Raw genomic sequence first — 14236 nt, 5'->3', positions numbered from 1 at the left:
GTACTTTCCGGCGTCAGCCCTTGACCGCACCGGACGTGAGCCCGGCGACGATCCGTCGTTGGAAGATCAGGACGAAGATGATGATGGGGATGGTGATGATGACCGCCGCGGCGGCGATGGACCCGGTGGGCTCCTCGAACTGCGAACTGCCCGTGAAGTTCACGATCGCGACCGGTGCCGTGATCGACCGCTCCGTGGCCGTCAGCGAGACGCCGAACAGCAGGTCGTTCCACGCGGCGATGAACACCAGGATCGCCGCGGTCACCACGCCCGGCACGGCCAGCGGCGCGATCACCTGACGGAAGGCCTGCGCCGGCGTGGCGCCGTCCATCTTCGCGGCCTTCTCCAGCTCCCAGGGGATCTCGCGGAAGAAGGCGGACAGCGTGTAGACGCACAGCGGGAGCGCGAAGGTCACGTTCGGCAGGATCAGGCCGGGCCACGTGTCGAAGAGGCCGACGGCCCGCTCGATGTTGAACAGCGGCGTGATCAGCGAGATCTGCGGGAACATCGCGATGAGCAGCGCCGCCCCGATGAACAGCTTCTTGCCCGGGAAGTTCAAGCGCGCCACGGCGTACGCGGCGAACATGCCGATGATCACCGCGATCACCGTGGAGATCAGCGCGACACCGATGGAGTTGATCAGCGGGCGGATGAAGCCGCTGCCCTCGAAGATCGCCGTGTAGTTGTCCATCGTGAGGGCCTTGGGGATGAAGCTGCCGTCGGTCACCGTCGCCGGGGACTTGAGGGAGAGCGAGACGATCCACAACACCGGGATCAGTGCGTAACACACGACGAAGACGTCGATGACACTCCAGGCGACCTTGCGCCCTGCGGTATTCGATGCCATGCCCCGGCCCCTACCTCTGGTCCTGGTCGGCTCCCGGCACCGCGGTGCCGAACGCCTTGACGAAGATGAACGCGATGATCGCCACGCACAGGAAGATCAACACCGAGATGGCGGAGCCGACACCCAGGTTGAACGCCTTGAACAGGTTGTCGTAACCGAGGATCGACACCGACCCGGTCCCGTTGGCGCCCTTGGTGAGCACGTAGATGTTGTCGAAGATTCGGAACGCGTCCAGCGTGCGGAACAGCAGCGCCACGAGGATCGCGGGCTTCATCAGCGGGATGATGATCTTGGTCAGGCGCGTCCACGGACCGGCGCCGTCCATCGCGGCGGCCTTGATCAGGTCGTCCGGCACCAGAGCCAGGCCCGAGAGCAGCAGCAGCGCCATGAACGGGGTGGTCTTCCACACCTCCGCCAGGATGATGATGAACAGCGACGGGATCTGCTGCGTCAGCGGCGCACTGCCGTCGGGCAGCAGGTTGGCGAGGTAGCCGGTGCCGGGCGTCCAGGCGTAGAACCAGGAGAACGATGCCGCCACCGTCACGATGCCGTACGGGATGAGGACGACGGTGCGCACGATGCCCCGCCCGACGATGGTCCGGTGCATCACCAGCGCGATCGCGAGACCCAGCACGAACTCGATGATCACCGAGATCACGGTGATGAACGCCGTCACGCCCAGCGCCTGCCACCAGTACGAATCCTGCAGCACCGTGCCGTAGTTGCCGAAGCCGATGAACTCGTCCTGCCCCGGCGCCGCGAGCGACGACTTGTGCAGGCTGAGCCAGAACGCGTACACGATCGGATAGGCCGTCACGAGCAGCATCACAAGGGCGGCGGGCGCAATCAGGTACAGGCCCAGCCTGCGCTCCTCGCGCTGCCCCTGGGACAGGACGGCCTTCTTCTTCGCGGGAGCGGGCGCAGCGCCCCCACTCGTCGTCGCAGCGGTCACGGGACCAGCCCCTTCTGATCGATCGCCTTATTGGCGGCGTCCACCAACTCGTCGACGAGGGTGTCCGGGTCCCACGTGCCGACGGGGCTGAGCTTGGCCTGCAGCAGGGTCGACATGGCCTGGTACACCGGCGTCACCGGCCGCACCGAGGAGGTGTTCTCCTGCAACTGGTCCCGGATCAGCTTCGCCATCGGGTACACGGCCAGGTACTCCGGGTCGTCGTAGAGCGACGGCAGCACGGGCGGCGTGCCCGCGTCGAGTCCGTACGCCTTCTCCGCTTCGTCGTTGGTCAGGCACTCGATGGCCTTCCACGCCTGTTCCTTCTTCACCGACGTCGGCGAGACGGCGTAGTTCGCGCCACCGATCGTCGGGCGGGCCGGCACGCCGGGCGCGATGCGCGGGAAGGTGGTGAAGTCGAACTTCTTCTGGATCACCGCGTTCATCTGCTTGAGCTGGTCGTTCGTCGGCTTCTTCACCACGTCGGCGAACTTGGTCATGTCCTTGAGGAAGGGCACGGTTCCGGCGGCCGCGTTCTGCTGCATCGCCGAGAGCACGAAGGGCCAGTTCACCTCGAACAACGCGTTGCCGCGCTCCATGCTCAGCCGGATCTCCGTCTCCATCGTCTGCGTGAAGCTCGGATCCCGCCCGGGCGCGGTCGCCACGGCCTTCATCGTCTTGAGTGCCGTCAGCGCGGCCTCGCGGTTCTTGCCCTCGCCGAGCACGACCTTCTTGCCGGTCTCATCGACCACCTTGCCGCCGGCCGTTTCGAGGAGCGAGTTGAACCACACCGTCAGGCCCTCGTACTGCGCCGCGGTGACGCCGATCTGCGCGGGGCCGCCCTTGGCGAGCGACTGCCCGGTGAGCTCGAGCATCTGCGCCCAGGTGAACTTGGGCGGCGAGGTGACGGGCTTACCCGTCAGCTGGGAGACCAGGTCCTTGCGGTACCAGAGCAGCTGCGTGTTGGTCCACCCCGGAACGCCGTAGAGTTCGTCGTTGAACTTCGCCGTCTTCAGCGGCCCCGCCAGGACCCGCTTCTCGGTGCGCGCCGCCACCTCGGCCGGCACCTTCTCCGCCCAGCCTGCCTGCGCGAACTCCGCGGTCCACGTCACGTCGAGCGCCATCACGTCGAGCGACTTGTCGCCACCGGTGATGCGGCGCGCCAGCTGCAGCCGCGCGTCGTCGGCGGACTTGGGGAGGGCGTAGCCGACCACCTTGTAGTCGGACGTCGAGCACTTCGCCGCCACGCGCTGCACGGTCGCGGCGCTGTCCGCGCCGACGTAGACGCTGATCTCGGTGCCGGACCCTCCGGTGCCGCACCCCGCGAGGAGGGTGGCGCCCAGCGCGGACGTCAATCCCATCGCGCCGAGCCGGGTGGCCCGGCTCCTACGCGTTCGACTCGTTCTGCCCGTCACGCGCCGCTCCTATCCCCGCTACCGACCGGTTGCGTCGCTTCGAAAAACTAGTCGACTCCGCCGGTGACTTGACCCACATTCGGGATAATCGTGCCAGATGCGGACGGCATCCGCGGACCTGCCCGCCCTTCGGCGGGCACGACCGTCAGGTGGGCTCGACGGTGCGCGCGGCACCGTCGGGCACGAGGGTCGTGAGGACCGTGGCGAACTCGGCATCCGGATCGACCGTCACGCCCATGCCGCGGGCGGCACCGTCGAGCACGAACCACGTGATGTCCGTGAGCGATTCGACCACCTCGGCGCGCGAGCTGCCGCGGATCGCCTCCTCGCCGCGGACCCAGCTGGTGAGCGTCGCCTCCACCATCGTGAACAGCACGAACGGGATGCGGGCGAAGGGCGCGGGGTCGAGGCCGGTGACGGCGGCGACGCCGTCGACGGTCTCGTGCGCCCGGGTCACCACGCGATGGCGGAGCTCGGCGACGGCGTCGGGGGCGTCGGGATCCGTGTCGGACGGACCGGACCGCAGGAGGTCGACGAGGCGCGGGTTGTCCTCCATCCAGACGGCGGCGCTGGTGATGGCGCGGCGCAGGATCCCGCGGAGCGTGCCGGCCGAGACGTCGAGGTCGGCCTCCAGCTCGACGGCGAAGGATTCCACGACATAGCCGCGCAGGCCGCGCACCAGGTCGTCCTTGCTCTTGAACTGGCGGTACACCACGGATTTCACGAGCCCGGCCCGCTCCGCGATGTGCCGCACCGAGATCGGGGCACCCGGCGCGGACTCCTCCACCAGTTCGGCTGCGGCCCGCAGGATCAGATCGCGGCGCTGCGAATTGTGCTCGCGCCACCGCAGTCGATAGCCGGAGTCCGGCCGTCCCGCCGAGGTCATGGCTCGTGATGCTACGCCCCGGGCGAGAACCTCCGTCAGGCCGCGGCCTGCGCCCTGCGGGTCGGCTCGCCGCGATAGCGGGCCTTGTGACCGTCGATCTTGAGCACCTTCCACATGAGCTTGCCGAACGGGGTCATGAGCCCCAGATCGTCGGCGAGCGCACGCATCTCGGCGAAGTAGTCGTTCAGCAGCGCACGCGCCGCGGGCCCGCGCCAGAAGGCCTCGCGCTTGACCTCGCGCGGCACCTCGAAGCGCTCGAAGAACTCCTTGGGCGGGGTGAAGATCTCGCCGACCAGCCAGCGCATGGCCAGCGGGAACGCGAACGCGCAGATCCGCTTCTGCCGCTTCGTCATCCCCTGCAGGTGAGCGTGCAGGAACTCGTGCGCGAAGGAGATGTGCCGCGCCTCCTCGGCGACGTGGATCTCCATGGTGCGCAACACCAGCGGCGGGACCTGGCCGCCGTGGCGCATGATCGCCTTCTGGTAGTGGTCGATCGGCTCCTCGCCGCCCAGGATGCCCATGAAGAGGATGACGTGCGCGTAGCCCCCCAGCACGCCGATCATCGGCGACGCCCGGCGGAACCGCTTGCGCATGCCGGGCACGTCCACGTCGATGCGGTTCACCAGTTCCTGGAACATCTGGATGTGGTTGCACTCCTCCGTCATCTCGTGGAGGCAGTAGCGGAACTCCGGAGACTTGTTCGGGAGCTTCATGATGTACTGCATCATCCCGCGGATCAGGATGGATTCGAAGGCCGCGCCAACCTTGATCGTGTTGGCCATCCGCCACTTCCCGATCTCGATCCGCTTCTCCAACGGCAGGTCGCGGTACCACTGCGTGGCGCCGAGCGAATCGAGCGTCGCCGGCAGCACCCAGCGCGGATCGTTCGGGTCCAGCGCCAGCTCGGGCGAGTCCCAGTCGATGTCGAGGTACGGGTCGAACCGGCGATGCACGGAACCGTCGGACAGATCCTCCAGGACATCGAGGTAGCCCTGGTCGAACGGGTCCCGCCGCACGCGCCCCTGGATGTCAGCCATGAGAGTCCTCCTTATGATAACTATCACCTTCTCGCAATTTAGCAGGACTTGGCGTCTCGGTAAACAGGTTCGGGAGACTCTTGCGCGTCCCTCCCGTTCCCCCAGGTCCGACGGTGCGCCGCCCACCCCGGCGTGTCGAGTCCGGAGGGCGCGAACAGCCGCGGGGACACGTGTTTCGCGTGGCCGTGGTCCCGGCGGTGGACTTTCGGGCGCGCTCAACCCGGCGCGCACCAGAAATCACCGGACACAGCAGATTCCTCCGCTCCCCGCGCGGATACACGGGGCGCCCGGGGATATCTGCGGGGAGCGGAGCGACCTGCTGCGCCGCAGGTCAGGTCGTGAGCTCACGCAGGGCTGCGACGTGTCGCGCGAAGGCCGACCGCCCCGTGATCGTCAGTTCCACCCACTGCCGCCGCGAGTCCGCCGAGTCCCGACGGGTAGCGACGTACTGCGCCTCCTCCAGCTTCGCCAGATGCTTGCTCAACGTGGGCGCACTCATGTCCAGCGCCTTCGCGAGCACGTCGAACCGCATGTCGCGCGCCTGATCCAGCGCCGCGCAGATCATCAGCCGTTGCCGCGGGTGGATCAGATCGTTGAACGCCGGCGGCCCGTACCTACCGCCGGTCAACGCTCGGAGCGCACGGCGATGTACCGCGCCAGCAATTGGCCGAGCAGATATACGACCGCCGACAATCCGGCGAGCACCACATACGTCGTCCACGTACCGGATTCCAAGAAGATGGACACGACCTGCACCGTGAACAGTCCTGCCATCATGGACCAGAAGCTCACGCCGCTCGCCCAACTCCCCCGTTCATACGTGGTGGACCGTGCTCCGCGCACCTTCGCCTCGCCGAACAGAACCGCCGTACCGATCCCGAACACACCAAGGGCGATCACGATGTCTCGCCAGCCGTTCGTCCCTCCGTAGGCGATCGACCAGAACACCCCGAAGTTCACGGCCCACGCAACCGACACCCACCACGGCGAGGCGATGCGGCGGAACTTGCGCGCCACCGCATCGACATCAGCCAGAGAACGCGCCGCGTCGGAGTTCGTTTCCATACCGGCAACGATATCCGACCGTTTCCATCGCGGCAACGATCACTGCCGGCCAAGCCACCGGACCGCGGTCCACAGATCAGTCCTCATTCTTCATAGCGCTGCAGCGTTATGAAGAATGAAAACCGATAGCAGGAGTCACAGGCGCCCGGGCAAGCCGAGCCCGCGGCGATTCGTCTCCAGACGACCCGCCCGCCGCGCCGATGCCTTCTGGCGTCCGCGATCATCGCCGCGCCATGCAAGAAACGCATAACCGAACTCAGAAAGATGCCTGCTACCTGCGCAGATGAGGGTATGCACCGGACGCATAGCTTTCGCGAGCACCACATCCCGCGCCGACCTCGAACGCAACCCCTCACGACAGGGTCGCTCACAGCTCACCGTCGAAACTCCCCAGCGGCGTGGCGAGAAAGCCCCTACTGAATGTTCAACCGAGCCAGCATGTCGCGCGCCTGCTCGGCGACCTGGGGATCACACAGCACGTCGTACCGGCCGGCGACCAGCTGCATCGTCGACGAGAAGTCGCGCGTGCCCCGCGAGGCCCAGTACGGCACCGCCGCGCTGATCAGGCCGAAAACCACACCACCGACGATGCCGGCGATCACGGTGGGCAGCACGTTCGCACCGCCACCCACGAACAGACCTACCAGCAGACCGAGGAAAAGGCCCAGCCACGCGCCGGACGCGGCACCCGCGCTGAGCACCCGCCCCCAGGTCAGGCGCCCCGTGATCCGCTCGACCTGCATGAGGTCCACGCCCACGATCGTGACGTTCTGGACCGGGAACTCCTGGTCGGAGAGGTAGTCGACGGCGCGCTGCGCCTCTGCGTACGTGGCGAACGAACCGATCGGCCAGCCCTTCGGCGGCGTCGGCAGCCCGCGGAAGGGCTGCCCGGCGGGCCCTCCGGGGCGATTCTGCGACCCGGGACCGGGTAACGGTTGCGACATTCGACGCCCTCCCTCACATGCGATACGTAGAACGAAACTACCCTGAACACCATGTCGGCTGTCTCCAGAGTATTCGTCGCTCGACTGTCCGGCCTGCCCGTCGTGGGTCCGGACGGGGAGTCGGTCGGCCGCGTCCGTGACGCGGTGATCGGCCTGCGCGCGGATCGGAAGGCTCCACGAGTCCTCGGCCTCGCCGTCGAACTGGCCAACCGCCGCCGCATCTTCGTTCCGATGCTGCGCGTGACCAGCGTCGAACCGGCCGCCATCACGCTCAACACCGGCTCGGTGAGCCTGCGCCGCCTGCACATCCGGCCCGGTGAGGCCCTCGCCCTCGGACAGCTCCTGGGGACCAAGGTCCGGATCGAGGAGCCCGGGGAGCAGTACGACGGTGCCGACGCCTCCGTCGTGGACGTGGGGATCGAGCAGACCCGCACCCGGGACTGGGTGGTGCACCGCCTGGCCGTCAAGATCCGCGCGACGGGGTGGAGCCGACGGGGTGGCGTCCAGGTGGTCGACCTCCCCCACGTCTCCGGCTTCACCACCACCGCGCTCACGGGTGCCGATCACGACATCGCCGAGGCGCTGACCGTGTTCGAGGACATGCGCGCCACCGACGTCGCGCAGGCCCTGCGCGAGCTGCCCACCCAGCGGCGTCTGGCCCTCGCGGCGGCGTTCGACGACGAGCGGCTCGCGGACGTGCTCCAGGAACTCGGCGACGACGACCAGGCCGAGGTGATCGCGCACCTGTCCAAGGCCCGCGCCGCCGACGTCCTCGAGGCCATGGACCCCGACGACGCCGCCGACCTCCTCGGCGAGCTCCCCGACAGCCAGCGCGAGGAGCTGTTGGCCGTGATGGACCCGGAGGACTCGGGAACGGTCCGTCGACTGCTCACCTTCTCGCCGTACACCGCGGGCGGCATGATGACGCCCGAGCCGATCGTGGTCACCCCGTCGACCACCGTGGCCGAGGCCCTGGCCAGGGCGCGCAACCAGGACATCACCCCCGCGCTGGCCAGCATGGTGTTCGTCGTCCGGCCCCCGACCGCGACCCCGACGGGCCGCTACCTCGGCGCGGTGCACCTGCAGCAACTCCTGCGCGAGCCGCCCGCGGATCTGGTGGGCGGCATCGTCGACACCGACCTGCCGCGGCTCGGTCCAGACGATCCGCTCGGCGCCGTTACCCGGTACTTCGCGGCGTACAACCTGGTCACCGGACCGGTGATCGACGCCGAGAACCACCTGCTGGGCGCCGTATCGGTCGACGACGTGCTCGACCACCTCCTGCCCGACGACTGGCGCGACGAGGACGACGACAACACCGTGGAGGTCACCGGATGAAGGACCGCTCCCGGCTCGATACGCCGCGGCTCGGCCGCAGTTTCCACCTGAACCTGGGCGATGACATGATCGGCCAGGGCGCCGAGCGGGTGGCGCGGTTCCTGGGCACCGGCCGCTACCTGGCCATCCAGACGGTGATCGTGATCGTCTGGGTGATCATCAACATCAGCTGGATCGCGCTGCGCTTCGACCCGTACCCGTTCATCCTGCTCAACCTGGCCTTCTCCACGCAGGCCGCGTACGCGGCGCCGCTCATCCTGCTCGCGCAGAACCGGCAGGAGAGTCGGGACCGCGTCTCGCTCGACGAGGACCGTTCCCGCGCCGCGCAGACCAAGGCCGACACCGAGTTCCTCGCGCGCGAGCTGGCGTCGGTGCGCCTGGCCGTCGGCGAGGCCGCGAGTCGCGATTACATGCGCCGCGAACTCGACGAGGTGCACGAGAAGCTGGACGCGCTGACCGCGCTGCTGCAGACTCTCGAACATCGCAGCCACGCGCCGACGGTCTCCGAGGAGCGCACCGATGCGCCCGACTGATCCCCGCGAGCTCCTGCACCCCGTCCTGCCTGCGGAGACCTACCGTCGGCTCGGGATCGCGCCGCCGCGGCCGCCGCAGCAGTTCGCCCCGGGCGGGCCCGTCTCGTCGGCGGGTACGCCCTTCGTGACGGGGCGCGCGGTCACTGGAGTGGTCCCGAATCCGCTGCCGTCCCCACCCCTTCCGACGGTAGCGTCCGCGCCCGTGCCGACCCCGCCGTCCGCGCCCGTGCCGTCCGCGCCGACCTGGCCGGCCGCACCGTCGGGACCTCCGCGGCGCGACCGGTCCGTGGCGATCGTGATGGGCGCGACGGCGCTGATCATCGCGATCATCATCGGCGCCACGTGGTACATCCTCGCGAACCGCGGCAGCGACGACGAGCAGCAGATCCGCGATGTCGTCGCCGCCGAGACGACGGCACTCAACAACCGGGACCTGGCGGCGCTCATCGGAACTCGCTGTTCCGCCGACGCACTCCTGCTGCAGCAGCAGTTCACCGCGCAGACCTTCGCCGCCGAGATCGACTCGACGCTCGGGCCGAGCGGACGCTGGAAGGTGACCGTCGGACAGGTGCGCATCGACGCCGACGCGGGCACCGCGACCGCCGAGGAGACCACGGTGCCGATCGGCTCGGCGTCGATCGTCGCGCAGACCATCACAGACACCGCCACCCTCCGGAAGGAGTCCGGAGGGTGGAAGGTGTGCGTCAGTTCGTCGAGCGTGCGTTAGCTGTCCGACGGTGCCGATCGGCTACGGTCGCGACGGTGCCGCTCAGTAGCGGTAGTGCTCGGGCTTGTACGGGCCCTCGACGTCGACGCCGATGTACTCGGCCTGCTCCTTGGTGAGCTTGGTGAGGTTGCCGCCCAGGGCCTCGACGTGGATCCGCGCGACCTTCTCGTCGAGGTGCTTCGGGAGGCGGTAGACCTCGTTGTCGTACTCGTCGGGCTTGGTCCACAGCTCGATCTGCGCGATCACCTGGTTGCTGAAGCTGTTGGACATGACGAACGACGGGTGGCCCGTCGCGTTGCCCAGGTTCAGCAGGCGCCCCTCGGACAGCACGACGATCGACTTGCCGGTGTCGCCGAAGGTCCACTGGTCGACCTGCGGCTTGATGTTCAGCCGCACGGCGCCCGACTTCTCGAGGCCGGCCATGTCGATCTCGTTGTCGAAGTGGCCGATGTTGCCGAGGATCGCGTGGTCCTTCATCTGCTTCATGTGCTCGAGCAGGATGATGTCCTTGTTGCCCGTGGAGGTGATGACGATGTCGGCGTCGCCGATCGCGTCCTCGACGGTGACCACGTCGTAGCCGTCCATGAGTGCCTGCAGCGCGTTGATCGGGTCGATCTCGGTGACCTGGACGCGCGCGCCCTGGCCGGCCAGCGACTCGGCGCAGCCCTTGCCCACGTCGCCGTAGCCGGTGATCAGGACCTTCTTGCCGCCGATCAGCACGTCGGTGCCGCGGTTGATGCCGTCGATGAGGCTGTGGCGGGTGCCGTACTTGTTGTCGAACTTGCTCTTGGTGACCGAGTCGTTGACGTTGATCGCCGGGAACGCCAGCTCGCCGGCGGCGGCGAACTGGTACAGACGCAGCACGCCGGTGGTCGTCTCCTCGGTGACACCCTTGACCGACTCCGCGATCGTCGACCACTTGGTCGCGTCCTCGGCCAGCGACGCGCGCAGCAGGGCCAGGAACACCTGGTACTCGGCGCTGTCGGCGTCCTCGTCGGTGGGCGGAACCACGCCGGCGGCCTCGAACTGCGCGCCGCGAAGCACGAGCATCGTGGCGTCGCCGCCGTCGTCGAGGATCATGTTGGCGGGCTCACCCGGCCAGGTCAGCATCTGCTCGGCGGCCCACCAGTACTCTTCGAGGGTCTCGCCCTTCCACGCGAACACCGGTACGCCCTGCGGGGCTTCGACGGTGCCGTGCGGCCCCACGACAACGGCCGCGGCCGCCTCGTCCTGGGTGGAGAAGATGTTGCAGGACGCCCACCGCACCTCGGCGCCGAGGTCGACGAGGGTCTCGATGAGCACCGCGGTCTGCACCGTCATGTGCAGCGAGCCCGAGATCCTCGCACCCTTGAGCGGCTGCACGTCGGCGTACTCGCGACGCAGCGCCATCAGGCCGGGCATCTCGTGCTCCGCCAGGCTCAGCTGCTTGCGGCCGGACTCGGCGAGCGAGAGGTCCGCGACCTTGAAATCGATTCCGTTCGCCGTATCGGCGGTCAACGTAGAAGTCACGCGCTCCAGGCTATCGCGACCTGTGCATTCGCACGTCGGCGACCTCGTTTGCAGTCGCATTGCGCGGCGTGGCGGGTCAGGTGTCCGAGGGTCCTCCGCGAACGGAGCGCAACCCTTCGACACGGGTGTTCAGCTGATCGATCTCATCCAACAGGTAGGCCCTCACCGTTCCGGCTGATCGTGTTGTGATGTCACTCGGATCGTCGCCGTACTTGCTGTCGAACGGTAGCCACCGGACGAATCCGTCGACGGGGTCCACGCCGATTGCGCACGGCCCCCACGCCGCGAAGGGAGTCACACCACTCGCCGCCGCCACTTCACCAGCGGAGGGACGGTCCGGAGCCGGCGGCACGGATACGCCGAACTGCGCGAACGCTCTTTCCTTCTCGCTAAGCGCCTGTCGATCTCGGTTGTCGCGCTCAACGAGCGACGCACGCCAGCGCGAGCCGTCGATGATTTCATGTGTGCTGAGGAGGTACGGAATCCCGGGCCACCCGTCGGCGGTCAGCAGCAGCTCGGCGTGCTCCGGATGGAGTGGATGCCCCAGCCGGCTCTCGAGGGCGTCGATCGACTCCTGTGTAGCGGGCGGATTCGGCTGACCCGCGATGGTGCCGTCCACTGCCATCGCCTCGATTTCTCGCCTCAACTCGGCATACTTCGCGACGATAGCCTGCATCGTCGGCGGAGTTGAGTCGCCGCCCCATACTCGCCCCCACGGACCGAGCTCCTCACGGTCGAGCCACTCCGTCAACGTCGCCAACTCGTCTACGAGATAGTTCTCGAACGAGCCGGTGATCGCGTCCCCTGGCCAGAGGTGTACCGACCCGGCCGGCTCGCCCTGACTGTCCCGCATCAACAGATAGGCGGTCCAGTACGAATCCTGCGCCCTGGTGATTTGGGTCCACTCGTCGTAACCGTGCCATTCTCGCGGATCGCCAGCGATCATCACAGAGAACTCGTCCGCGCTGAGGACCCCCGCTCCGATCTCGTCACAGGACAGCAGTGTGTTGCTCTGACTCCAGTCCTTCCAGCCGTTCGCCACGGTGAGGAACTCGCGGTACTGGTTAGGTATCGGCTGGCCGAGCCGCTCCTCCGCGGCCAGCAGCTGCTCCTCCGTCGCACCGGGATTCGGCCGGGTCATCTCGTACAGGTCCGGATGGATCCGGACGAGCCGTTCCTGCTGTACCACGAACGCGTCGATCAGCTCCCGCCAGCGTGCTACCCCCACGTCGGTGTTCACGATTCTAAATCCTACGCCGCCCCTGTCCAAGATGGACGGAATCGGAGAGAGTGCCTGCCGAGTCACCCCGGCATTCGCTCGTTCGAGCCCATGCCCCGCGCCGCGCACCCGCACGGGCGTGAACGTCCACGAACACGGAACCGGGGCCGACGCACGAAGCGTCGACCCCGGTCCGAGAGGAGATGATCAGTCGGCGAGCGACTCGATGACCTCGCCACGCGCCCGCTTACCGACCAGCGAGTGGTTCATCGAGTAGAGGAAGTACACGACCACGCCGAGCAGCATCCAGCACAGGAACCGGAACCAGGTCTCGAGCGACAGGTTGAGCATCAGCCACCCGCAGGCGACCACCGAGAGGATCGGGACCAACGGCACCAGCGGCGCGCGGAAGCCGCGCTTGAGGTCCGGGCGCTTCTTCCGTAGGACGACCACACCCACCGACACCAGCACGAAGGCGAACAGCGTGCCGATGTTGATCAGTTCGGCGAGCTCGCTCAGCGGAATCAGCCCGGCGAAGATCGCGACGACCACGCCGACACCCACCGAGATCCGCACCGGCACACCCCGGTCGGAGGTCTTGGCGAGCTGACGGGGCAGCAGGCCGTCGCGGGCCATCGCGAAGAGCACGCGGTTCTGGCCCATGAGCAACACCATGACCACGGTGGTCAGGCCGGCGAGAGCGCCGATGGAGATGATCGTGGCGGCCCAGTCGACACCGTTGAGCTTGAACGCGTACGCCAGGTTCTTCCCGGAACCGTCTCCCGCGCTGGTCGCGAGGTCCTTGTAGCTGGCCATGCCGGTCACGACCACGGTGACGGCGATGTAGAGCACGGTGACGACCGCGAGCGAGCCCATGATGCCGCGGGGCACGTCGCGCTGCGGATTCACCGTCTCCTCCGCGGAGGTGGCGACGATGTCGAAGCCGATGAACGCGAAGAACACGATGCCGGCGCCGGCGAGCACGCCGTACCAGCCGTAGGACGAGCTGCTGCCGGCGATGGCCTGGAACAGCGTGGACGTCCAGCTCACCCCCTCGCTCTTCCCCGGGACGGACTCGGGGATGAACGGGCTGTAGTTCGAGCCCTTGATGTAGAACGCACCGACCACGATCACGAGAAGCACGACGGCGACCTTGATCGCGGTGATGACGGCTGAGACGCGCGAGGAGACCTTCGCGCCGAAGGTGAGCAGGCCCGTGAGGACGGCGACGATGAGCATGGCGCCCCAGTCGACCTTGAAGCTGCCGATCTCGAACGCTGCGGGCCCGGTCCCGAAGACGGTGCCGAGGTAGCTCGACCATCCGCTGGCCACGGCCGCGGCGGCGATGGAGAACTCCAGCACCAGGTCCCAACCGATGATCCAGGCGACGAATTCGCCGAACGTGGCGTAGGAGAAGGTGTACGCCGAGCCGGCGACGGGCACCGTCGACGCGAACTCCGCGTAGCAGAGGGCGGCCAGACCACAGGCGATCGCGGCGATGATGAACGAGACCGTGACCGCCGGGCCCGAGTAGTCACCGGCGGTCGAGGCACCGATCGTGAAGATGCCGGCGCCCACGACGACGGCGACGCCGAAGATCGTGAGATCCCATGCGGTCAGCTGCTTCTTCAGCCGGGTACCGACCACTTCGGTATCGGCGATGGACTGCTCCACCGATTTCGTACGCAACAGTGGGTTTGCCATCCGATGCTCCTGTGTTCGTCTGTGTGTGACGATTCATCAAACACCACAGGGCCACCACCGCGG

General features: G+C 67.7%; 14 protein-coding genes. 3 read left to right on the top strand and 11 right to left on the bottom strand.

Going from position 1 to position 14236, the window contains the following annotated elements; translation table 11 throughout:
- Positions 1–13: 13 nt before the first annotated feature.
- The 8 genes from AXK60_RS24765 to AXK60_RS24730 form a co-directional block, all read right to left on the bottom strand.
- Positions 14–847, bottom strand: a complete 834-nt coding sequence (locus AXK60_RS24765) for a carbohydrate ABC transporter permease (protein ID WP_068575160.1) — start codon at positions 845–847, stop codon at positions 14–16.
- Positions 848–857: 10 nt separating this feature from the next.
- A complete protein-coding gene (locus AXK60_RS24760; protein ID WP_068575159.1) occupies positions 858–1799 on the bottom strand; it encodes a carbohydrate ABC transporter permease in 942 nt (313 codons plus the stop codon).
- Positions 1796–3211, bottom strand: coding sequence for an extracellular solute-binding protein (locus tag AXK60_RS24755; protein WP_244881171.1), 1416 nt, complete (start codon positions 3209–3211; stop codon positions 1796–1798). The genes AXK60_RS24760 and AXK60_RS24755 overlap by 4 nt, the downstream gene beginning before the upstream one ends.
- Before the next feature lie 145 nt (positions 3212–3356).
- Positions 3357–4097, bottom strand: coding sequence for a TetR/AcrR family transcriptional regulator (locus AXK60_RS24750; protein WP_068575157.1), 741 nt, complete (start codon positions 4095–4097; stop codon positions 3357–3359).
- A gap of 35 nt (positions 4098–4132) precedes the next feature.
- Entirely contained in the window at positions 4133–5134 is a 1002-nt protein-coding gene (locus AXK60_RS24745; RefSeq protein ID WP_068575156.1) for an AurF N-oxygenase family protein, read from the bottom strand.
- Between the two features lie 331 nt (positions 5135–5465).
- Positions 5466–5762: a transcriptional regulator gene (locus AXK60_RS24740; RefSeq protein ID WP_197466894.1), complete on the bottom strand. Its 297-nt coding sequence runs from the start codon at positions 5760–5762 to the stop codon at positions 5466–5468.
- Positions 5759–6199, bottom strand: a complete 441-nt coding sequence (locus tag AXK60_RS24735; protein WP_068575154.1) for a hypothetical protein — start codon at positions 6197–6199, stop codon at positions 5759–5761. Before AXK60_RS24735 ends, AXK60_RS24740 begins: the two co-directional genes overlap by 4 nt.
- Positions 6200–6612: 413 nt before the next feature.
- Positions 6613–7143, bottom strand: a complete 531-nt coding sequence (locus AXK60_RS24730; protein WP_068575153.1) for a YflT domain-containing protein — start codon at positions 7141–7143, stop codon at positions 6613–6615.
- 51 nt (positions 7144–7194) lie between these two features.
- Here AXK60_RS24730 and AXK60_RS24725 point away from each other — a divergent pair, with 51 nt between their 5' ends.
- The 3 genes from AXK60_RS24725 to AXK60_RS26695 are packed head-to-tail and all read left to right on the top strand — an operon-like array spanning position 7195 to position 9741.
- Positions 7195–8481: a magnesium transporter MgtE N-terminal domain-containing protein gene (locus tag AXK60_RS24725; protein ID WP_068575152.1), complete on the top strand. Its 1287-nt coding sequence runs from the start codon at positions 7195–7197 to the stop codon at positions 8479–8481.
- Positions 8478–9014 carry a DUF1003 domain-containing protein gene (locus AXK60_RS24720; RefSeq protein WP_068575151.1) on the top strand — a complete coding sequence of 179 codons (537 nt, stop codon included), beginning with the start codon at positions 8478–8480 and terminating at the stop codon, positions 9012–9014. The genes AXK60_RS24725 and AXK60_RS24720 overlap by 4 nt, the downstream gene beginning before the upstream one ends.
- Positions 9001–9741 carry a nuclear transport factor 2 family protein gene (locus AXK60_RS26695; RefSeq protein ID WP_139058123.1) on the top strand — a complete coding sequence of 247 codons (741 nt, stop codon included), beginning with the start codon at positions 9001–9003 and terminating at the stop codon, positions 9739–9741. The genes AXK60_RS24720 and AXK60_RS26695 overlap by 14 nt, the downstream gene beginning before the upstream one ends.
- A 42-nt stretch (positions 9742–9783) precedes the next feature.
- Here the strand turns inward: AXK60_RS26695 and ahcY are convergent, their stop codons facing one another.
- From ahcY to AXK60_RS24695, 3 genes are all read right to left on the bottom strand, one after another.
- Positions 9784–11250 (bottom strand): adenosylhomocysteinase, encoded by a 1467-nt coding sequence (gene ahcY, locus AXK60_RS24705; protein ID WP_231855633.1) that lies wholly within the window; start codon positions 11248–11250, stop codon positions 9784–9786.
- Positions 11251–11326: 76 nt separating this feature from the next.
- Complete coding sequence (locus AXK60_RS24700; protein ID WP_139058122.1) at positions 11327–12490, bottom strand: SMI1/KNR4 family protein; 1164 nt, start codon at positions 12488–12490, stop codon at positions 11327–11329.
- Between the two features lie 186 nt (positions 12491–12676).
- On the bottom strand, positions 12677–14173 hold the full coding sequence (locus tag AXK60_RS24695) for an amino acid permease (RefSeq protein WP_068575147.1): 1497 nt from the start codon (positions 14171–14173) through the stop codon (positions 12677–12679).
- Between the last annotated feature and the right edge of the window lie 63 nt (positions 14174–14236).

The sequence above is a fragment of the Tsukamurella pseudospumae genome (genome assembly GCF_001575195.1).
Taxonomy (GTDB): Bacteria; Actinomycetota; Actinomycetes; order Mycobacteriales; family Mycobacteriaceae; genus Tsukamurella; species Tsukamurella pseudospumae.
The sequence above is the reverse complement of the archived record's forward strand: the minus strand, read 5'-3'. Positions and strand labels throughout refer to the sequence as shown.